This window comes from Novosphingobium sp. BL-S-32 (assembly GCF_056857055.1).
The window spans coordinates 1,081,265-1,102,973 of record NZ_CM166477.1 but is presented as its reverse complement, the minus strand read 5'-3'; the positions used below and the strand labels follow the sequence as shown (position 1 = coordinate 1,102,973).

General features: G+C 66.0%; 15 protein-coding genes and 1 riboswitch. Of the genes, 10 read left to right on the top strand and 5 right to left on the bottom strand.

Annotation, left to right across the window (positions count from 1 at the left end; all coding sequences use genetic code 11):
• Nucleotides 1-24: 24 nt before the first annotated feature.
• Nucleotides 25-1,455: a chemotaxis protein CheW gene (locus tag AC1VVK_RS21475; protein WP_482905230.1), complete on the bottom strand. Its 1,431-nt coding sequence runs from the start codon at nucleotides 1,453-1,455 to the stop codon at nucleotides 25-27.
• Nucleotides 1,456-1,459: 4 nt separating this feature from the next.
• The gene (locus AC1VVK_RS21470; protein WP_482905229.1) at nucleotides 1,460-3,394 is read right to left on the bottom strand and encodes a methyl-accepting chemotaxis protein; all 1,935 of its coding nucleotides are present in this window, start codon (nucleotides 3,392-3,394) and stop codon (nucleotides 1,460-1,462) included.
• Nucleotides 3,395-3,600: 206 nt separating this feature from the next.
• Here AC1VVK_RS21470 and AC1VVK_RS21465 point away from each other — a divergent pair, with 206 nt between their 5' ends.
• The 5 genes from AC1VVK_RS21465 (at nucleotide 3,601) to AC1VVK_RS21445 (ending at nucleotide 11,598) form a co-directional block, all read left to right on the top strand.
• A complete protein-coding gene (locus AC1VVK_RS21465) occupies nucleotides 3,601-7,245 on the top strand; it encodes a PAS domain S-box protein (protein ID WP_482905228.1) in 3,645 nt (1,214 codons plus the stop codon).
• A 33-nt stretch (nucleotides 7,246-7,278) separates the two neighbouring features.
• A complete protein-coding gene (locus tag AC1VVK_RS21460) occupies nucleotides 7,279-7,689 on the top strand; it encodes a response regulator (protein WP_482905227.1) in 411 nt (136 codons plus the stop codon).
• Nucleotides 7,690-7,861: 172 nt separating this feature from the next.
• Nucleotides 7,862-8,836 (top strand): DUF3011 domain-containing protein, encoded by a 975-nt coding sequence (locus tag AC1VVK_RS21455; protein ID WP_482905226.1) that lies wholly within the window; start codon nucleotides 7,862-7,864, stop codon nucleotides 8,834-8,836.
• Nucleotides 8,837-9,389: 553 nt separating this feature from the next.
• Nucleotides 9,390-10,325 carry a glycosyltransferase family 2 protein gene (locus AC1VVK_RS21450; RefSeq protein WP_482905225.1) on the top strand — a complete coding sequence of 312 codons (936 nt, stop codon included), beginning with the start codon at nucleotides 9,390-9,392 and terminating at the stop codon, nucleotides 10,323-10,325.
• 163 nt (nucleotides 10,326-10,488) lie between these two features.
• Entirely contained in the window at nucleotides 10,489-11,598 is a 1,110-nt protein-coding gene (locus tag AC1VVK_RS21445) for an acyltransferase family protein (protein ID WP_482905224.1), read from the top strand.
• Here the strand turns inward: AC1VVK_RS21445 and AC1VVK_RS21440 are convergent.
• Nucleotides 11,595-13,070: a lipopolysaccharide biosynthesis protein gene (locus AC1VVK_RS21440; protein WP_482905223.1), complete on the bottom strand. Its 1,476-nt coding sequence runs from the start codon at nucleotides 13,068-13,070 to the stop codon at nucleotides 11,595-11,597. The genes AC1VVK_RS21445 and AC1VVK_RS21440 overlap by 4 nt on opposite strands.
• Before the next feature lie 421 nt (nucleotides 13,071-13,491).
• On the opposite strand from AC1VVK_RS21440, the gene AC1VVK_RS21435 reads away from it, so the two are divergent.
• Nucleotides 13,492-14,502, top strand: a complete 1,011-nt coding sequence (locus tag AC1VVK_RS21435; RefSeq protein WP_482904834.1) for an IS30 family transposase — start codon at nucleotides 13,492-13,494, stop codon at nucleotides 14,500-14,502.
• A gap of 122 nt (nucleotides 14,503-14,624) precedes the next feature.
• Here the strand turns inward: AC1VVK_RS21435 and AC1VVK_RS21430 are convergent, their stop codons facing one another.
• Entirely contained in the window at nucleotides 14,625-15,509 is an 885-nt protein-coding gene (locus AC1VVK_RS21430) for a BON domain-containing protein (protein ID WP_482905222.1), read from the bottom strand.
• 311 nt (nucleotides 15,510-15,820) lie between these two features.
• Here AC1VVK_RS21430 and AC1VVK_RS21425 point away from each other — a divergent pair, with 311 nt between their 5' ends.
• The 4 genes from AC1VVK_RS21425 (at nucleotide 15,821) to pnuC (ending at nucleotide 20,334) form a co-directional block, all read left to right on the top strand.
• Nucleotides 15,821-16,039: a hypothetical protein gene (locus AC1VVK_RS21425; protein ID WP_132386059.1), complete on the top strand. Its 219-nt coding sequence runs from the start codon at nucleotides 15,821-15,823 to the stop codon at nucleotides 16,037-16,039.
• 147 nt (nucleotides 16,040-16,186) lie between these two features.
• Nucleotides 16,187-16,296: riboswitch (TPP riboswitch) on the top strand.
• Between the two features lie 32 nt (nucleotides 16,297-16,328).
• A complete protein-coding gene (locus AC1VVK_RS21420; RefSeq protein ID WP_482905221.1) occupies nucleotides 16,329-18,620 on the top strand; it encodes a TonB-dependent receptor in 2,292 nt (763 codons plus the stop codon).
• Between the two features lie 2 nt (nucleotides 18,621-18,622).
• Complete coding sequence (locus tag AC1VVK_RS21415) at nucleotides 18,623-19,753, top strand: phosphotransferase enzyme family protein (RefSeq protein WP_482905220.1); 1,131 nt, start codon at nucleotides 18,623-18,625, stop codon at nucleotides 19,751-19,753.
• Entirely contained in the window at nucleotides 19,753-20,334 is a 582-nt protein-coding gene (gene pnuC / locus AC1VVK_RS21410; RefSeq protein WP_482905219.1) for a nicotinamide riboside transporter PnuC, read from the top strand. Before AC1VVK_RS21415 ends, pnuC begins: the two co-directional genes overlap by 1 nt.
• Before the next feature lie 2 nt (nucleotides 20,335-20,336).
• Here the strand turns inward: pnuC and AC1VVK_RS21405 are convergent, their stop codons facing one another.
• Entirely contained in the window at nucleotides 20,337-21,650 is a 1,314-nt protein-coding gene (locus AC1VVK_RS21405) for a hypothetical protein (RefSeq protein WP_482905218.1), read from the bottom strand.
• Nucleotides 21,651-21,709: the final 59 nt, after the last annotated feature.

The following is a 21,709-nucleotide window of genomic DNA, read 5'->3' as shown; positions in this document are numbered from 1 at the left end:
CGACGACCAGCAGCCGCGTGTCCGTCACGCCGCACCCGCTTTCCGCGTCGCGGCCGCCAGCAAGTCCCGCGCGGCCGCGTCGATCAGCGCAAACGGGGATACCAGCAGCGCCATCCCGGCACTACTCTCCGCTGGGCCATCCCCTGGCGCATCCTCAAGTGCCGCGAAACCTTCGAACGTCTCATCGGCCCGCCCTCCGGTGGGGACTGCCGTGGCGGCTGCCTCTGCCGAGAGGCGAACCATCCCGTAGATTTCCTCGACCAGAAATGCCGCGCGGCTGCCCCCGTGCGAGGCGACGATCAGCCGCTGCCGATCACCGGCCTCGGCCGCCCTGTCCAGTCGCTCCGCAAGGTCGATCACCGGCACCGCTTCGCCGCGCAAGTTGGCGACGCCGCGCAGCCATGACGGCGCCTCGGGGATCGCCGAAATCGCGCGCGGGGCTCTGGCAACGGCGTCCACCGCCACGGCGGGAACCGCAAGCCGGTGCGCCCCTGCGCGGAACGACAGGAACGTCTGCCCCTGCGCCTCGGCTCTGTCCGGCGCCGCCGCATCCGCCCGTTCCGGTGCAGTCATGACGGCGCGCATCCGCGCGGTCACGTCCTCCGGCAGCAAGTGTGCGGCATCGAGCACGGAAACCAGACGCCCTCCTTCTGGCGGGCGGCAGATCGCCTGCACCACCGCTTCCGCCTCGCCCCTTACCAGCGCCACCGGCACCGGATCGATCCGCGCCTTCGGCGTGCGCAGCACATGGCGTAGCCGGTCCACCACCAGCCCTACCCGTGTGCCGCCGATCCGCACCACGACCACGCGGGCATTTTCCGTGAGCGGCGCATCCATCGCCAGCAATCCGGCCAGCGAGAGCAACGGCAGCAGCCCGCCGCGATAGGCCATCGTGCCCAGCGCCGCTCCGATGGCTTGCGGAAGCGCGGCCACATCGTCGGCGGGCAGGCATACTTCCTCGATCTGGTCGAGCGGCAGCGCGAAATGCTGGCGGCCGACTTCCATGACCAGCAGCAACGCCTCATCGTCACGGAAGTCTGCGGCATTTGGCGCGACGGCGGGCGTGCTGGCCGCTGCCTTGATCCCGGCGCTACGTTCGCCGACCGGAAAGGCCTCTGCCAGCAGGGCTTCGAAATCGGACGCACGGACTTCGCCGCCCGTGACCAGCCCGATCACTTTGTCGATCGCAAGCGCACAAGGCCGCTCGCCGCCCAAGAGGAGGGCTTGCCGGGCCGGCGCATCGCGGCCATCCACCAGTCTGGCAGCAGACACCACCGGAAGCACCTGACTGCGAAAGCGGGCGACACCGACAAGGCAGGCGGCGGCTTGCGGAACCACGGTTATCCGCGGCAGCGCGGCAACTTCGCGCACGCGCGCCGCGTCGATAGCCATGCGGGTGCCGCCCGACGTGAAGACAAGCAGCGCTTGCCCTGTCGCGGCGGCGGGCGCCGTCACCGCCTCAGCCCTTCCCTGCAGGCGAAACTGAGCCGGTCAATGAAACGGCGAGCGCGGCAATATCCTCGATGGCAGCCGCAAGATCTTCCGCGCCCTGCGCCTGCTGGCGTGCGGCGACCCCTGCCTCTCGCGCCGCACCTGCGGACAGTTCGGCGGCCTGCGCGATCTGCTCGCTCCCGCTACGGATTTCGCGCACCGAGCGCAGGATCGCATCGGCGCCGTCGCGGATCGTGGTGTTGTTGCGCGCGGTTTCGGCAAGGCTGCCGGTCATCCCCGCGAACCGTTCTACCGTCGCCTGATTGCGCCCCGCCTCGGTTTCGCCGGAGCTGGCAATCAGATCAAGATCGCGGCGGACTGTCGCCAGTTGATCCTGAATGCTCCGCACTGCGTCCTTGACGTCCTCGGCATTGGTCGTGGCTTCGCGCGCCAGCTTGCGGATATCGGCCGTGACTGTGGCGAACCCGGCGCCCGCCTCACCGGCGCGGGTTGCCTCGACCGCGCCGCTCACCGCCAGCATATTGGTCTGGAGCGCTATCAGCGCCAGCGCGTCTCCGATTTTCTCGATGCGGCGGCCGGTATCGCCCACATCGCCAAGCGCGACCAGAACCGTGCGCATTTCCTCCACCACGCCGGACATCCCGGCCACGAGCGCGGCGATGCGGCGGCTGGCCTCCTCGGTGGTTTCGACAATCCCAATGATCTTTTCGACTGCGAACTGCGCGCGTTCCTGCGCTGCCATTGCCGACGTCTCGATCTGGCCCATCGCCGCGCTGGCCTGCATCGTTGCCGCGCCCTGGATCTGCGCGCCGCGCGCGATCTGCTCGATGGCGACAAGGATCTGGCCAGAGGCGCCCGAAAGCTCCTGCACCGTTGCCGAGAGTTCCTCGGCCGCCACGCCGACTTGCTCGACGGCCATCCCGCCATTGGTGCTGTCGGTGAGCAGAATGGTGAGCCCCCCCAGCGCTTCGGCCGTCTGCTGGCTCTCCTCAAGCGAGGTGGCCTGCTGTTCGATGGCCTGCCGCGCCTCGGCCGCTGCTGCCGACTGTTCTTCCGCCGCGCTGGCGATCTGCTCGGCGCCCTGCTCCGCCTCGTTCGCGGCCAGATCGGCCTCACCGGCAGCGGCGGCGATGGCCTGCGCGCCTTCAGCAAGGGTGGTCAATTCCTCGCGCGCAGCGTCGAGCGAGGCGATCAGCGACTGGCTTCCTTCCGCTTCGCCGCTGGCATTGGCGGCAGCCGCGCGGACACGGTCGGCAACGGCGCGGATGGCGGCGGCGATATCGGCCGCCAGCGTCTGGATGTCGGACGCGCTGCTTTCGGACCGGTCGGCAAGCTCGCGCACTTCGTCGGCGATGATGGCAAAGCCGCGCCCGCCATCACCCGCCCGCGCGGCCTCGATCGAGGCGTTGAGCGCCAGCATGCCGGTCTGCTCGGAAATGTCGCCCACCGCGCGGCCGATGGCAACGATAGTGCCCGCCGCCTGCTCCAGTTTCGCCATCACGCCCACCGAAACCAGCTGGCGGCGTGCATTGAGCGTGATGGCGGCGGCGGAGGTTTCGATCTGCGCCGATGCCTCTCCGAAACCGGCCTGCACGAACTCGGTCTGGCGCTGCGAGGCCGCCGCGCGGTCGCTCGCCTCGCGGAAGTCGGCACGCAGGGCGGTAATGAGGCCCAGCGATTCCTGTGCGGCGCCGGCCGCCTCTTCCGAAGCGCTCGAAATCTGATCGACCGCGCGCTGAAGCTCGGCGGCGGCGGCGGCGGCTTCGGCAAGGCCGCTGGCGAGTTCCTGCGTGGACTGGTCGATCCGTTCCGCCGCGTTCGCGGAACGGCCCCGCCCGCCGCGTACCGGACGTTTCGCGGGCGCCGTCAGCGGCTTTTCCTCGGCAGCGGCCTTGCGGACCGGAGACCGGGTGCCGAGCGCGGATTTCTTTACCAAAGCCATTGCGATTCCCACGTGGTCCTGGACGAGATCGCTTGGACATATGCGACCGTGCGGGCGAACGCCATCAAACAGTTGCGCCGTTGTCAGCCGATTTAGCTGATGCCCGCTCCCATGCGGGAACCCGCCCTGTCATGGCGTGTTTTGCAAGGCATCCCCAAGGCATGCACGCGGATAAAATTCGGGGACCCGCAAAGGAGTAAGGGTCGTTGGCGTTACGGGCAGAGACTGGCGAGGGGTTCCTGTCTCACGACGGCGAACTCGCGCGCCGGATCGCAGCGCATGACTGGGCCTCGACCGCGATCGGACCCATCACCGGGTGGCCGATCAGCCTGAAGCACACGGTCGGTTTCATGCTGCCCTCCCCGGTGCCGCTGGTACTCCTTTGGGGCGAGCAGGGCGTGATGATCTACAACGACGCCTATTCCCGCTTCGCCGGTGGTCGCGACAGCCGGTTGCTGGGTTCCAATGTCCGCGATGGCTGGGAGGAAGTGGCCGATTTCAACGATAACGTGATGAAAGTCGGCCTGTCCGGCGGCACGCTCAGCTACCGCGACCACGAACTGGTCCTCCACCGCGACGGCGCGCCCGAGCATGTGTGGATGAACCTGGACTACTCCCCCGTGCCGGGTGACGACGGCAAGCCCGGCGGCGTGATCGCCGTGGTGGTGGAAATCACCGAGGCCTATCACGCGCGCCAGGCGCTGGAGGAAAGCGAAACGCGCCTGCGTTTCCTTGACGAACTGGGCCGCGCGGTGTCGGACTGCCGCAGCGCCGACCGCATTCTCGCCATCACCAGCCGCCTTACCGCCGAACACCTTGGCGTCTCTAGCTGCGCCTATGCCGACATGGACGCGGATGCGGACGGCTTCACGATCCGGGGCGACTGGCACGCCCCGGGATCGCCCTCCATCGTCGGGCACTACAGCCTTGCCGATTTCGGCGCGCTGGCAGTGCGGGAACTGGGCGCCGGACGACCGTTGATCGTCAGGGACAATGCCCGCGAACTGCCCTCCGCCGCGGCGCGGACATTCCAGGATATCGGCATTGCCGCCACCATCTGCATGCCGCTGGTCAAGGAAGGCCGGCTGGCCGCACTGATGGCCATTCACGACCGCAAGCCCCGCGACTGGACCGATTACGAGCTGGGCGTGATCCGCGAGGTCACGGACCGGTCCTGGGCCCATGTCCAGCGCGTCGGCGCCGAAGACCTTTTGCGTGAGCGCGAGGCCTACAACCGCCAGATCCTCGACAGCGCAAGCGACTACGGCATCATCGCCGCCGATCTCGACGGGAGGGTCACGCTGTGGAATGCGGGCGCCACGGCGATCCTCGGCTGGAGCGAGGCGGAAATGCTCGGCCAGCCGATGGAGCTGATCTTCACCGCCCAGGACCGCGACGCCGGCCTGCCCGCCGCGATGCGGGCGCAGGCGCTGGAAACCGGCCGTGCCCATGAGGCCCGCTGGCATTTGCGCAAGTCCCACGAGCCCTTCTGGGGCCTCAGCGAACTGATGCCCCTGCGCAGCAAGACCGGGTGCGCCATCGGCTTCGTCAAACTGCTGCGCGACCGGACCCAGGAATACCGCGCGCAGGAAGCGCTCAACCTCAGCGAGGAGCGGCTGGCGCGCGCACAGGCGGCGGGCGGCGTGGGCCTGTTCTCGATCGACATCCAGCGCGACACGATCGACGGAACCGCGGAATTCTGGCGGATCTTCGGCATCGCCCCGGAAATATCCCACTCGACCCGCGCCATCGAGGATCTGGTCATCGGTGAGGACAGCGAACTCGTTTCGAGCAGCAAGCGCCGCCAGAGTGGCGAGGCCGTTCTCGATGTCGAATACCGCATTCGCCGTCCCGACAATGGCGAGGAGCGCGTGATCGCCCGCAAGGCCAGTTTCGAATTCGACGCGGACGGCCGCCCTGCGCAAATGATCGGCGTGGTGCAGGACGTGACCGACCGCCGCCGCATCCAGCGCGCACTCGAAAAAAGCGAGGCGCAGTTCAGCACGCTTGCCCAGAACATGCCCAATCAGGTCTGGACCGCGCGCGCCGACGGGCGGCTCGACTGGTTCAACGACCGGCTTTACAGCTATACCGGCCTTCCGCACGGCAGTCTGAAGGACAGCCGGTGGTCACGGATCGTCCACCCCGAAGACCGGTTAAGAGCGGCGCGCAAGTGGGCCGCCTCGCTCGCGACCGGGCGGATCTACGAAGCCGAATTGCGCCTGCGCGATTCCCGGGCCTTGTACCGCTGGCACCTCGCCCGCGCGCTGCCGCTGCACGATGCCCATGGCGAGATCACCGCATGGGTGGGCACGAATACCGAGATCGAGGCGCAGAAGCGCGCCGAAGCTGCTTATGCGCAAGACCGCGACCGTTTGTGGACGATCAGCCGCGATTTGATGATGGTGGCCGATTACGCCGGGATCATCAGGGCGGTAAATCCCTCGGCCGAGCGCGTGCTGGGCTGGCGGGAGCAGGACATGCTGGGACAGCCGATTGCCCGGTTCGTCCATCCTGACGACATCGAGCCGACCGCCCTGGAAATCGGCAAGCTGGCGGGCGGTTCCAACACGCTGGCCTTCGAGAACCGCTATTGCACCAAGGACGGCGAATACCGGCTGCTGGCCTGGACGGCCGTGCCGGACAACGGCCGCATCCACGCCATCGGCCGCGACATCACCGAGCAGCGTGCAATGGAAGACGCCTTGCGCCAGAGCCAGAAAATGGAGGCGGTGGGCCAGCTTACCGGCGGCATCGCGCATGACTTCAACAATCTGCTTCAGGGCATTACCGGCAGTCTCGACGTCATGCACAACCGCCTTGCCAAGGGGCGGACCGACGATCTCGACCGCTGGCTTCAGGGCGCGCGGACTTCGGCCGAGCGCGCCGCCGCGCTGACGCATCGCCTGCTGGCCTTCTCCCGCCGCCAGCCGCTCGATCCCCGTCCGGTACGCGCCAATCCGCTGATCGCCTCGATGGAGGACATGCTCCGCCGTTCGCTGGGCGAGCATATCGATCTGGAATTCGTGCTGGCGGGCGGGCTGTGGCAGACGCGGTGCGATCCCAACCAGCTGGAAAGTGCGATCCTGAACCTTGTCATCAATGCCCGCGATGCCATGCCCGATGGCGGCAAGCTGACGATCGAGACCAGCAATGCCGATCTGGACGGCCTGGACCGCGCCCGCCAGCGCGAACTGACGCCGGGGCAATATGTCTGCATCGCCGTCAGCGATACCGGCGTGGGTATGAGCGAGGACACGGCAGCGCGCGCCTTCGAGCCTTTCTTCACCACCAAGCCGATCGGTCAGGGCACCGGGCTTGGCCTATCGATGATCTACGGATTTGCCCGCCAGTCCGAAGGGCAGGCGCGGATCTATTCGCATGAAGGGCGTGGTTCCACGATCAAGCTCTATCTGCCGCGCCATCGCGGACAGGGCGATATCGATGCCGAAAAGGCCGATGGGGCGAACCTGCCCGTCGCCCGCAGCGGCGAGATCGTGCTGGTCGTGGAGGATGAACCGGTCGTACGCGGGCTGATCCTCGACGTGCTGGACGAACTGGGATACCGCTCGATAGAGGCCGCCGACGGCCCCGAAGGTCTTGCCATCCTGCAATCGGACGCACGGATCGACCTGCTTGTCACCGATATCGGCCTGCCGGGCCTGAACGGGCGGCAAGTGGCCGATGGCGGGCGCAGCTATCGCCCGGATCTCAAAGTGCTGTTCATGACCGGATACGCGGAAAACGCCGCGCTCGCCTCGGGTTTTCTCGAACCGGGCATGGCCATGATTACCAAGCCCTTCGCCATGGATGTCCTCGCCCGCCGTATTCGCGAGACCATCGAATGCTGACACTGCATCCTGCCCTTTCGAGGTTCCCCAACAATGTCTGAACACGCCGCATCCGCCCACCCTGCCGACTTTCACGGTCTGCGCGTGCTGGTCGCCGAAGACGAACTGCTGGTATCGATGCTGCTCGAAGACATGCTCGATGACCTCGGCTGCCACGTGATAGGGCCCTATGCCGCGCTATCCCCCGCGCTGGAGGCGGCGCGGGCGGGTGCGTTCGATGTCGCGGTGATCGACATGAATCTTGCCGGCGAGCGATCCGATCCGCTGCTGGCAGAGCTTGCCGAACGCCGCATCCCGGTTGCCATCGCCAGCGGCGCCGGGCCGTCCGACCTTCCGGGGCAGCCTACCACCGTGTTGTGCAAGCCCTATAGCTTCGATCAGTTGGCCGATGCGGTGCGGACCTTGCACGATGCACGGACTCTGGATCGCCCGGGTAACGCCTGACGCGATTCGAAAACGGGGCGGATATCCGGCACTATAGAGACCGCGAAACGGCTGTTCCCGGCAGGTAGCGTCCGACTATTCACCTAATCAATTCATGTTGTTGTTCTTCCAGTCCAAGAGTATAGTGCGTCATCGATCACGTCCAAATCCACCTCCTGTCTGAGAGATCCGTATGAGGGGCAAGGTTACGATGATCGCGGCGACTGCTGTGCTCGCCGCGCAACCCACGAACACGCTGACCGCGCAGACGAGGCCGGCCGAACCGATCCAGACGCTTCCGGCGCCCGTGGATACGTCGTCCCCGTCGGTTCCCGGAGTGCAGCGGCCGACACCGCTACCCGCTCCCGTTCCGGGCCGGCCGCAAGTACGGCCACCCTCTGGCGGGGGACAGTCCGGAGGGGGACAGCGCCCCGTACCGCTTCCCGCGCCTGCCCCCGGACGGCCCAACGGTTTCGCGGGGCGCCTCACCTGCGAGTCACGCAACAACCGGACCGAGCGCTGCAATGCGCGGACCGAGAACCGCGTCGAACTGCTCACGCGATCCTCGCAGTGCGTTCGCGGGCAGAGCTGGGGCTACGACCAGCGCCAGATCTGGGTTTCGCGCAATTGCCGGGGCACTTTCGCTTATGGCTATGGCAACAATCACTGGCAGGATCAGGGGAATAACAACAACAGCGGCGGCGGGTTGAGCACCGGCGCGATCATCGGCGGCGCTGCCGTGGCGGCGGGGCTGGTGGCCCTGCTCAACAATCGCAACAGCCCGAGACCTTCGGGCGCTTCGCAGGGCAGCGTTCCCCCGCCGCCCACTGCAACGCCTACACCTACGCCAACGCAGCCGGAAACCCCGCCGCCGCCCACGGGCCCGTTCCAGCCGGGACCGCCTGCGACCGTCGTGGCGGATCTGTCCTCGCTACCGCCCGATGCGCGGCCCTCGATGAACACCTGCATGATGGAGGCCGCGCGGCAAGTCGGCATAACCGGCGGAACACAGGTGCGGTTCGACAGGCTGGTCCATATCGAGCCCGGCAACGGCGGCTGGCGCTTCCGCGCGCAACTGATCGGCACATATCCCGATGGCGAGCGGATGTTGCCGCTGTTCTGCCGCGCAACGCCGACGCGGGTTGTGGAGCTTGATTTCAGGAACTGAGCCGCTTCCAAACAGACAAGCCCGGCGGCCCTGCCGATCCATGATCGACAGTGACCAGCCGGGCTTTTCGATAAAGGAAGTCCGATCAGTGGTGGAACAGCAGCCAAAGAACCAGAATTACCGGAATCGGCACACCGATCAGCCACAATAAAATACCCTTGCCCATGCGACTCTCCTTACTTGTTCTCCTCTGAACAACGAGTGCATGAGCCAACTGTTCCCGAATAATGCCGGGCATGATCGCACCTAATTTGCGTTAGTGTTCCCCGGATATTCAACGGAGCCGCTCGCATCTCGAAGCACAGACCGACCTCGGGGCCCGCGAACGAATTCGGCACCAGGCCCCCATCCTCCGTCGCCCCCGCGAAGGCGGGGGCCCCGCTTCCTTGCAGCCTTTCCGCTCACACCACGTCCCGAATCTGGGCCTTTCTGCCTCAAGAGTATTCAGTGGTCATTTCCGGCGGGCCCGTGCCGGTTCTCAGCGGCGCGCAACGGCGTTACCCTTTCCCGTCGACCCGGCAGAGCGAATCGACATGACAAAGGGAGCCCGAGCATGCCTCAGGAACGGGTCACGGTTATCGTGCCTGCTTTTCATGCCTCCGGAACGATAGAACGGACGGTTCGCTCGATCTTCGGCCAGCCGCAAGTGCGGCCTCGGGTCATCGTCGTGGTCGATGACGACGACGGCAAGACCGAGGCGGTGCTATCCGAACTGGCCGATCCCCGGATCGAAGTCGTGACCAACCCGGGCAACCTTGGCGCGCAGAAGTCCCGCAACCGGGGGCTGGCGATGGTCGAGAGCGAATACGTCATGTTTCTCGACAGCGACGATTTCGTCATGGGCGATCTGCTGCACGGCCTGACCCTCGCGCTGGCGGATGGCGCGGACATCGCGTTCGGCCCCTGGCTGTTCTACGACGAGGGCCGCAATCAGGCGAGCCGCCGCAAGCCGGCCTATGCCAATGCCGCCGAATTGCTCGACCGGTGGCTCGTTCGCAGACAGTGGACCCCGCCCTGCGCGGTCATGTGGCGCACCGAATTCCTGCGGCAGATCGGCGGCTGGGACGAGAACGTCCGCCGCAATCAGGACGGCGAAGTCGTCTGCCGCGCCGCGCTCGCGGGGGCGCGGCTGGCGCATTCACCGCAGGGCTGCGGCGTTTATGTCCAACACGATTCCCCGCTGCGGATTTCCGGAAACCGATCGACGTTCGGCGATCTCGTCGAACTGGCAGAGGCCCTTCTGAAGCAGCCGACCGAGGCGCTGCCCGAAACCGAGCGTCAAAAGATCCTGGGCGACTATTTCTACTGGCTGGCCGACAGCGCCTTTCGCCGGGGCGACCGTGAGCAAGGCCGAGAGGCAGTGAAGCGCGGCGCGGAACTGGGCGGTGAACTGCGGCTCAATTCGAAGTTCCCCCGGCTTGGCGCGGCGGTCCTCGGGCTCGAAACCTATCGCGGCGTCACGTCCTGGATGCGCGGCGCGAACGACTGACGGCCCCGTTCGGCTCTTTACCCCTCTCCTTTAGAGTGATTGCGCCCGGACGCGGATATGCAGAGCATGGGCAGGTCCGCCATCCGTTCCCCCCGCACAAGGGCCGCCCATGTCCATGCCACCTTCGCGAGAGCATCATTGGGACGCAGTCAGGGGCGGGCTGATGCTGCTGGGCATCCCCTACCACGTCGCGCTGGCCTATCGGCCCGGGCGCGCATGGATGGTGCCGGTGATGGAAGGCGATCCGCTGATGACGGACATCGCCCATGTCATCCATATCTTCCGGATGCCGGCCTTCTTCCTGATCGCCGGCTATTTCAGCGCGCTTCTGCTTGCACGCCGGGACGCGCGGAGTTGGCTGCGCGGGCGGCTGGTGCGGATCGGCGTTCCCCTTGCCGTTTCGCTGGTGACCATCGTTCCGGTCCTGAACCTGCTCGCCGCCTCGGTACGCGTGGGAGACCTCACCGGCCTTCGCGCGCTCTATCCCACCACCGGCACCGTGCTGCGACACCTGTGGTTCCTGGCCGTGCTGCTCTATCTGCAATCGCTGACGGCGCTGGCCTGCACGATCCATCCGCCGCTGCGCACGCTGTCCGTCCCACGGCGCTGGGATGAACTGGCGGCAAGGCGGTTCACGCTGTTCTTCATCGTCGTCGGCATAGGCGTTGCCGCTTACTGCGGGCTCGTTCTTGGAATGGCGCGCACGTCGATGAGCGAAACGGACATTCTGCAAGGCCTGCTCCGGCTGGCCGACTTTCTGGCTGCTTTGCCCTTCTACATCATCGGCATGGTCCTCCACCGCGCACCGGCGGTGCGCGCCGCCTTCGACCGGCCGCGCATCGCCATTATCGTGCTGACCCTGCTTGCCACGGGTGTTGCAGTCCATGCCGATCATCACCGGACCTGGCTGATGGAGCGCACCTTCGGCGGCTTCGCCGCGCTCGGCTGGGCCCAGTCATTGGTCGGGCTGGGCCGGACGTTCTTCCACCGCGAGAGCGCGGCGATCCGGACCGTGGTCGATTCCTCGCTGGTGGTCTATCTGTTCCACCTGCCGATCGCGATCGCTCTCACTATCGCAGGCTACCGCGTGCAGTGGGGGGTCTGGGTCGAATGGTCGCTCATCAGCGTGGCCACGTTCCTTGCCGCATTCACGATCTGGCAGGCGATCCGGCGGGTGCCGATGCTGAATTTTCTGTTCGCCGGAGTAGTCCCCCGGCGCAGCGAGCCCAGTCCCCCTCACCCGGCCGTCCCGCAGCCGGAAGGGCCTGCCTAACCGCTGCGCAGCGGGCGGAAACGCTCCGGCAGAATGTTTGCCGCCTGCCGCAGCATCGCGGCCATCGCCTGTCGGCCACCCGGCGTGCAGGCCTGCGCGGCGGCCGCACCGCAATAGCTCGCCACTAGCGCAATCGCGATCACCGCAGCGGTCGGCAAGCCCTGCCCGACAAGCGAGACCATGCCCCAGGCGAACAGCCCTCCGAGCAGGGAGGGCAACTGGACGAAATACATGAACCGCTGCGTGACCGGCGTGCCCAGTGTGGCATAGCGATAGAGCAACGGCGCAGTGGCAAGCTGTCCGATGAAATAGGCCTGCGCCACGCCCGCCGCGCCCCAGCGCACGCCGATGATGAAGCTGACGATGCTGACAGTGCTGGAAAAGATCCCCCAGTACATCATGCGCCGGGTGTTCCCGCTGCTGATGTAGAGCCATGCGGTGGTGTTCGGCACACATTGCACGATGGCGGTGAGGCTCAGCCAGAAGAAGATCGGACTCGCTGCCGCCCAGCGCGGGCCGAGCAGGAAGGGAATCAGCCGGTCCGAGCAGATTGCCGCCGCGAGTATGCCCGGCATCGATCCCAGCGCCAGCGCGCGCAGCGCCAGCTCGTAGACGCGGCGGTAGCGTTCGGGCTCGTCGCGGACGCGGCTGAGCACCGGAAGCATGATGCGGGCAAGCGGCTGGTTGATGTTCTGGAGCGGGAACAGCATCAGTTTATAGCTGCGGTCATAGAGACCCACCGCGTCGGCGCCGTGCACTTTGGCGATGATGACGTTGTCGAGGTTGCGCGCGAAGAAGTTGACGAGGTTGAAGCCCGTCAGGTTCGCCCCGAACACCACGAGGTGGCGCACTCCCGCGAACGACGCGCCAAGGCGCGGGCGCCATCGGCAGGCCCGCCACATCATCGCCGTGCTGACCACGGCATTGAGGAAAATGCCCAGCCAGATCGCCCAATAGTTCATCAGGATCAGCGCCGCGATGGTCGTCAGCACGAAGGTCAGTATCGAAACGACGATGTCGTTGATGCTGAGGGCGTGGAAGCGCATCTCTCGGTTGAGCAGTGCCTGATGCTGGAGCTTGAGGCCGGTGACAAGAATGGTCAGGCCCGTCGCCGCCGTGACGTATCCGGCGCGCGCATCGCTGTAGAACGCGCCTGCCAGCGGCGCCAGCGCCACCATCGCCAGCGCCGCCACGATCGAGACGAGAACGTTCAGCCAGAACAGCGCGTTGGAATGCTCGTTGTCGAGTTCGCGTGTCTGCACCACCGCCTGCGTGAAGCCGAGGTTTTGGAACGTGAGCACCAGCCCCGTCAGCGGCGCCACCATCGCGGCGACGCCATAGTCGGAAGGCGATAGAATCCGGGCGACGACGATGGTGGTCGCCATCGTCCCCACCACCTTGACGAATTGGGCGACGGCAGTCGATGCCAGCCCCCGGGCGGCATGTCGGCCGATTTCGTGAGACTGTGCCATCCCCCGGCTATCCGCCTGTGGCCGTTCGCAATCGGTGCTTTGGCAATGGGATCATGATGGCCACCTTTCGCTGCAACCCCGCAAGGCAGTTCAACGGCAGACAGCGTACCTAGTGCTGCACCGCAGCACCATCACTCCAATGGCCCAAACCGCCTGCATATGGCGGCGCATCGGGATAACGGCGGCTCCGGAGCGAGGCTCAAAGAGACCGGGCGGGTGCTTTTGGGTTATTTTCCAGGTCGCCCAGTGCATGGCGTCGGATACCAGACCCGTCTCAACGGCAAGATCCGTTTGCATCCACAGCGTCGTCGCCCCCGCGAAGGCGGGGGCCCCGCTCCCTTCGCGACCTCTCGTTTTTGCGCAAGGAAGCGGGATCCGCCAAGTTCACAAACGAAGTGCAACACCAGGTTATGGTGTTGTCATGGGAAGAGCTTACGAACAGCTTGATCTGGAAGAGCGGTGTACGATTGCCCGTCTTCATGAAGACGGGCAATCGCTGCGCCAGATCGCGGCAGCTCTGGATCGCTCGGCATCGACGATCTTTCGGGAGCTGAAGCGCAACAGCGGCAGCACGGTGGGCTATCGGCCCGGCTATGCGCAAGAGCAGGCGCGCGCCCGGCGCTGGTCGGGCATGCGCCTCGAACGCGATCAGGCCTTGCGCGAGGGCGTGCTGGGCCGCCTCGCGGCCGGCTGGTCACCCGAGCAGATCGCCGGCCGCATGGCCCGCGAGGCCGGCGTGCGTATCATCAGTCACGAGAGCATCTATCGCTTCATCCATGCCCAGATCAGGCGGACGAACGATCGATCATGGCGCCATTATCTGCCCCGCGCCAAGGCCCGCCGCGGATGGCGCCGCAAGCCCGGCGGATCCTCGGTCCGCTTCATCGCCAAGCGCCAACCCATCGCCATGCGCCCGGACGAGGCCGCGGATCGGTCCCGGCCCGGCCACTGGGAGGCCGACTTCATGCTCTTCGCCCGATACGGCCAGGCCATCCTCGTCGCCCATGAACGCTCCTCGCGCTACACCCTGATCTGCCATCCGCCCGACCGAAAGGCCCGGCGCACCGCCGACCTGCTCGCCGCCATGCTGCGGCCCTGGCCCGCCGCCTTGCGCCAAACCCTGACCCTCGACAACGGCACCGAGTTTGCACAGCACCACAGGTTGCACCGTCTCGGCATCGATACGTTCTTCTGCGACCCCCATGCCCCATGGCAAAAGGGCGGCGTCGAAAACGCCATCGGCCGCCTCAGACGCGACCTGCCGCGCAAGACCAACATCGAGGATCTCTCGCCTGCCCACTTTGAGGACATCATCCAACGCTACAACAATACACCGCGAAAATGCCTCGACTTCAAAACACCCGCCGAGGCATGCTCTCTTCAACCGTTGCACTTCGAATGTGAATCCACATCCCCGCCTTCGCGGGGATGACGGGATATTTTGCGGGGCCGATATCTTGCTGACCAAGTAGGTGGGGTCCGGCCTTCACCACGCTAAAAAAAGGGGAGCCATCACGGCTCCCCTTTCCGGCTGCACAAAAAGCGCAGCGAAGTTCAGAGCGTTCCATCGGGATCCGAAAAGGCCGAACCCGACCCGATCGTGCCCGGTCCCACGCGCAAGTTGTTCTGCACATGGCGCACGCCCGATACCTCATCCGTGAGGTCCTCCGCCCGGCGCTTTTCGGCACGGCTGTCCACCGTGCCATCCAACGTCACTTCGCCGTCTGCCACGGTAACCCTCACGCGGCTGGCATCGACGCGCCAGTCGTTGGTGAGGCTGTCATGCACATCCTCGCGAATGCGCTCGTCCGAGCGGGTAAAGTCGCTCGGCCCGCGACCGCGATGATCGACGTGGCGACGGTGCGCGGCTTCCTCATTGCCGAACCAGCTGGCGATCTCGTCCCCCGCACGCTTCAGGAAGCCGCGCCGTTCGCCATATTCGCGCCAGTCGCCATATTCGTCGCGCGAAAAGCCGAATGTCGGGCGGTAGCTATTGCTGGGGTGCATGCCGCCCCCGAACCCGCCGCCGATACCGCCATGGCGTACGTAGTTATCGTGTCCGCCATAGTCGCCGCTGGTGAAGCTGGAGAACGTATCGCCGGAAGCGCCGTCGAAGTTGTGGATCGGATATTCCACATCCCTGGGCCGCTGATCGCCCCTGCCATAGGCCGCGCGCGGGTCCGACGGATATGGGTAATCCGGCCCAAGCCGACTGGCAAAGCCGCCGTCATCGATATCGGTACGCGGATCGGGAATATACCGCCCTTCCGGGTCGGGCGGGGCGGGGCGATTGTTGTCGTCCTGATCCCGGAAACCGCCGGCCTGACGGGAAGGCCCGTCCTGCCACTGCCCTGCCTGTCGCGGCACGTCCCAGCGGCCTTCATCTCCTTGATACCCGCCCGGTTGCTGACCGCGGGTGCTCGAATCGCGTCGGTTCATCGGTGCTCTCCTTGATCGCTGCGCTCGGCGCGATGTTCGCGGCGCGAACTCTCGCCCCACGCCGCACACTGCGCTCCATCAAGGAAACGAAACAAACGGCATTCCTATCCACTGTCCGCCGCCCAAACTGATGATTCTGTCGCAGGTCTGTCGCAGGCATTCGGCTTCTCTCGGGGGTTCGATCGGGAGATCGTTCTTTCGAAACAGCCCGCCGCAAGTCGGCTAGGAGTGTCTCGGAAATGACGCGCTGAGGCGCTAAACGCATGCTCCGCGACAAGGAGCGAACGCCCCGCGCGGATGGAGGAGTCTGGATGAAGATCTATACCCTGAAGTTCCTGGACGACGGGAACGGAGGCGCGCGGCGCCTCGATTTTGGCGCCAGCGATCTGGCCGAAGCGCTGATCGTGGCGCACCGCAAAGCCGCCAAGTGCACCGCCGAACTCTGGCAGGGCGCCCGCAAGCTCTGCACCATCCGCCGTGAAGGCGCCGGTGGCCCCATGCAGTCCGCGCGGTTTCTCTCCGCCTACTGAAAACCCCATCCAAGCACTGTAAACTGCACGGCAAAAGGCCGGGCCGGAAGTCCGTCTCCAGCTCGGCCCTTCGTGCGCGCCGCGAAGGCGATGTGCACCGTCTCCCTTCAATAAGACTTCCCTCTTCGCATCCGACCGCCTAGAGGGCCCCTTTCCCCGGGGGGCCGCTGACGTGCGGCTGAGAGGTGGTCAACAGGCCGCGACCCGCTGAACCTGATCCGGTTGATACCGGCGTAGGGAGGGATGGCGGTGCGTCCGTTGTCTCTCCATGTGGAGTGGATACGAGACGATGGCCGGTGGTTTTACGTATTTCGGGGGAGCGGCGCTGGCGTTCCCGGCTTTGCTTCTCGCGACCCCGGCGGCGGCCGAGGCAGACGATGCCAATCCCCGCGACATCCAGGTCGTCGGCCACCCCGATCCCGAAGGCCTGCTGCCGGACCAGACCGCGCCCAAGGCCATCAGCGCGATCTCGGCCGACTTCATCGTCAAGCAGGCGCCGACGCTGAACGCGTTCCAGCTGGTCAATCTGCTGCCCGGCGCCAATGTCTCGTCGAGCGATCCCTATGGCCTGTCGACCAGTTCCAGCCTGACCCTGCGCGGACTGGGGCAGGACGAGATCGGCGTCCTGATGGAAGGCGCGCCGCAGAACGACATCGGCTATTACTATGCCTATCCCTCGCAGTTCGCCGATGCCGAGAACGTGCGGCAGATTTCGCTCGCGCAAGGCGCGGTCGATATCGATGCCCCGCTGGTGGGCACGGCGGGCGGCCTGCTCTCGCTGTCGCTGGACGATCCCAAGGCGCAGCGCGGCGGCTTGGTCAATCTCTCGCTCGGTTCCTACAACGAACGGCGCGTGTTTGCTCGGCTGGACAGCGGCGAGATCGGCAACAGCGGGCTCAAGGCCTTCGTCTCCTATTCGAACAACCGCGCGGATAACTGGCGCGGTGCCGGCTACGACACGCGCCAGCACGTCGACGCCAAGCTGCTGGGCGAATGGGGCGACGGCAACCGCGCCAGCATCGCCCTGTCCTTCAACGAGGCCAAGACATCGACCTATCCCAGCCCCACGCTGGCCGAGTGGCAGGAATACGGGCGCAGCTTCAATTACGACAAGCGCTATACCGACGGCGACGCCAATTACTGGCGCCTCTATCGCAGCCCGTTCCGCAACTTCTATGTCGCCGCGCCGCTGCATCTCAAGCTGAGCGATGCGCTGACCTTCGACAGCACCGGCTACCTCCAGTTCGGATACGGCAATTCGCCCTACGGCACGCAGCTGACCGAGACCGGCAACTTCCTCGGCACCGAGGAACTGACGCAGCCGATCGCGCTGCCCGGCGCCGTGGACGGCGTCGCCACCGTGCTCGGCAATTACACCGGCAACCAGTTTCGCGGCGGCAATGTCAGCAAGCTGACCCTTGAGACGGGCGCGCACCGGTTCACCGCCGGGCTCTGGTTCGATTACGGCACCGACCGCGTCAGCCAGTCCTACACCTCCATCGATGCGGACGGCCGTCCGACCGACCCGTGGGGCCGACAGGCCAACGCGATCCGGACCGCCGACGGCCGCCTGCTCGCTTACGAGAACATCCGCACCGAAACGGTGACCAAGGGCTTCTTCCTGGCCGACAGCATCACGATCACCCCGCGCCTTGGCGTGGAGATCGGCTTCAAGGGCGTGAACGTACTGCGCAACGGCGACAATTACCTGCCCGGCCCGCAGCAGAAAGTGCGTCTGAACAGCTCTGCCGCGCTGCCCCGCGCCGCCGTGCATTACCGGCTGGACGACCGCCAGCAAATCTTCGCCAACGTCACCACCAATTTCCGCTCGCCGAACGAGTTCACGCTCTACGACACCTATTACGGCGATGAACTCGTCAGCCAGGGCACGAACGCGCTCAAGAACGAGTATTCGGTCTCCGAGGAACTGGGCTATCGCTACATCGGCCCCAGCCTGTCGTTCTCGCTGACGGCCTTCCACTATCACTTCCGCAACCGGCAGGTGGCGACCGTGATCGACAACGGCGGGGCGCTGGTCAACTCGACGATCAATGCGGGCAGCCAGACGTCCTACGGTCTGGACGGCGAAATCGACTATCGCCCGGCCAAGGGCGTCAGCGTCTATGTCTCGGGCGAATATCTCCACGCGCGGCTGGACGACGACCTTCCCGTCGGCGGCGACTTCCTGCCGACCAAGGGCAAGCGCGCCGTATCGAGCCCCTCGTTCCAGTTCGGCATGGGCAGCACGTACGACGACGGACGCCTGTTCGGCAGCACCGCGCTCAAGTATGTCGGACGCCAGTATTCGACGTTCATGAACGACGAGAGCATCAGGGGCTATGCCACGCTCGATCTCTCGGTCGGCGTGCATCTGGCCGGGCTGATCGATGCCCAGCGCATGGACCTGCGCCTCAATGCGATCAACGTGACCAACCCGCATGTGCTCTCCGGCGTCCAGACCGTCAGCAGCAATGCGCAGGACACGTTTGGCCGCAACGGCACGCTCATCTCCGGCTTCGCGCCGGCCTATTATATCGGAAGCGGGCGCGCCTTCGTGGTGACGCTCTCGCGCGCGTTCTGACCATGAGCGGCGCGGCGCCCCATCTCGTGCATGGCATGGGCATGGATCTGGAGACACCGGACTGGCCCGCCATCACGGCGGCCGAGGCCGAGGCGATCCTCGCCCATTTCCCGGCCGCCGGGCGCCTCGCCGCACTGCACTGGCACTCGCCGCGCCCGTTCTCGGCGGCGACACTGGTGCAGGCGAGCGAAGGGGAGTTCCTGCTCAAGCGCCACCACCGGCGGCTACGCACCCCGCTCGCGCTGGCGGAAGAGCACGATTTCATGGCCCACTTGCGGTCTGCAGGCGTGACGGTGCCGGAAGTCATGGCGGCGTCGGACGGCTCGGGCGCGGTCATGCAGGGGGACTGGAGCTACGAACTCCACCGCAAGGCGCCCGGCATCGATCTTTATCGCGACCGGCAATCGTGGACGCCGTTCCTCTCGCACGACCACGCCCATGAGGCGGGCGCGGCGCTGGGGCGGCTGCATCTGGCCGCGCGCGATTTCGCGGCGCCTGCGCGCGGGCGCCATCCGCTGATCGCGAGCTTCACTATCGTGCCCTCGCGCGATCCTCTGGCGGCGGCCGAGGCCTATGTGGCCGCCCGTCCGGCGATCGCCGGGTTCCTTGCGAACATGCCGTGGCGCGAGGAACTGGCCCTCCTGTTCGCGATGCTGGGCAGCGGACTGGCCGAACGGCTGGAGAGCCAGCCGTCGCTCTGGACGCATAACGACTGGCACCCCTCGAACTTGCTCTGGTCGCCCGAGGGCACGGTGAGCACGGTGATCGACTTCGGGCTGGCGACGCGGACCTGTGCGCTCCATGATCTGGCCACCGCCATCGAGCGCACCGCAGTTCCGTGGCTGGAACTGGGCAAAGGCGCGGCCGATGCGGGAGCCGCCCTTGCGCTCCTTGCGGGCTATCAGACGGTGCTGCCGCTAACCCGCGCCGAAATCGAGACTCTCGTCCGCCTGCTGCCGCTCGTGCATGTGGAATTCGCGCTATCGGAGATCGACTATTTCGCCGGTATTCTGGGCGATGGCGATCAGGCGATGCTGGCGTGGCAGGACTATCTTGTCGATCACGCGGAATGGTTCCGCTCCCCGCCGGGCCGGGACTTCCTGATGGCGTTGGAAAACGGAGCACTCGCCTGATGTCGGCACTGGAAATCATCGCCGTCGTCGTCAGCTTCCTCGGGATCTGGCTGACCGCCAAACGCTGGATGCTGTGCTGGCCGGTCAGCCTTCTCGCCTGTGCGCTCTACTTCAAGCTGTTCCTTGATGTCCGACTCTATGCCGACATGGTGCTGCAAGCCCTGTTCGGCATTGCCATCCTCTACGGCTGGGCGGTCTGGGCGCGGGGGAAGCACGATGCCGGAGAAGTCGTCGTGGAGCCGCTGCCTCCCTTGCAGGCCTGCGTAGGGTTGGCGGCAGGCGCCGTGGGCGCGGTCGCCATCGGCTGGTTCACCAGCCACTATACCGACGCGGCGCTGCCCTGGATGGATTCGACGCTGAGCAGCTTCAGCCTTGTCGCCCAGTACTGGACGGCGCGGCGGCATTCGGCCAGTTGGCTGCTGTGGATCGTGGCGGACGTGCTCTATGTCGGGATGTTCGTTTTCAAGGGCTTGTGGCTGACGGCGGGGCTCTATGCGGCGATGGTCGCACTTGCCGTGCTGGGTTACCAGCGTTGGCAGCAGGCCCGGCGCCCCATGGCTGCTGACCTGCCCGCCGAGTAAGTCTAAGAACCGGCATTCTCCGGCAGTTTCGGCAAGGCATTCGCGCCAAGACCGAAGCGCTGCCACACGGTCAGCACATTGCCCAGCATGTGAAGCTGGTTGCGCGTGCTCTGATCTTGCGTGACCAGCGGGTCTCGATAGCTGCGGGCATTGTGCAAATCGGGCGTCCGCGCCCGGATGCGCGCCGGGCTGTCGAGGAAATAGGATAGCCCCATGAAGCTGATGTAGAGCTGCAAGTTGAGCAGCAGTTCGTCCGCGTCGATCTCTGCACCGCTCGCAGCCTTATAAGTGGCGGCAAAATGGCCGAGCAATTCGTCGAGATTATCGATCCAGATCTCTGAAGGCGCGCCGCTCAGGCAGCCCCAGAGCGCGAAGGCGAGGTTGATCTGGCCGGCATTGCCCCAGTCCATCAACCCGCAGCGCAATTGCCCCTCCCGGTCGCGCCAGAACCAGCAATTGTCGATATTGGCGTTCCAGTGACACAGCGCGATCAGCGGTCCGGGCTGCGTCAGAAATCGGCTAATCGCCTCCTGCCGACGCAGGAATGCCGGCGCCTCGCGGGCGATCTTGGCGATGGTTTCCGAGGCGAAAGTCGCGGGCAACAAATGTCCGCACTCCTCTGCGAAAGCGGCCAGTTCGGCCAGCTTCTTGCCGAGTTCGTCCTCGCTCGCCGTGATCTGCAGCCCGGTCGAGTCGACCAGAGCCTGCGCGTCGTAAGCGAACACCGCCTCGATGGCGGATGCCTCGTCCGCCCGGCACTGGATCGCCGCGATCCGGGCCAGAGCCTCCACGATCACGCGATAGTACGCAAGCGGCTCGCCCAGCAGATGATCCATGCATTTCTGGTGCTGCGGCTCGATACCGGCATAGCCGAAGGGGATCGTCTCGGTCATCAGCATGCCCGTGTGGCTCGCCGCGTTATAGTCGGCGAAGTAGGTCCTGGGCGTGGGTACCGGCAGGGGATGGCGCGCGGCATAGCGGGCGAAGCGGACTTCGCCGACCATCTCATGCTTGCCGCGATTGTCGCGCCCGGCATCCGAGAAATCGCGCGAGAACTTCACGAAAAGCTCACTGTGGAGCGCGGGATCGGGCTGCTCGTACGTGACTGACAGGAAGCACTTCTCTCCCGTGCTGCCGCCCGCGCAAGGCTCGATCCGGACGATCTCGCGAACGGCATTGTCTGGCCCCAGCACGCCGAAGGCGCGCATGGCCTTTGTCAGGAACCGAGGGCCCGCCGCCGTGAGCGCCGCCGTATGCGCGGGGATCGTCAGCCCGGTCGCGTCGCCTTCGACATGGTCGAGAGGAGGTATCGTCATGCCCTCATCTCGCCATGTTCAGGCCCCTGCGCAATCCGGGCGCGCAGATATCGCGGCGG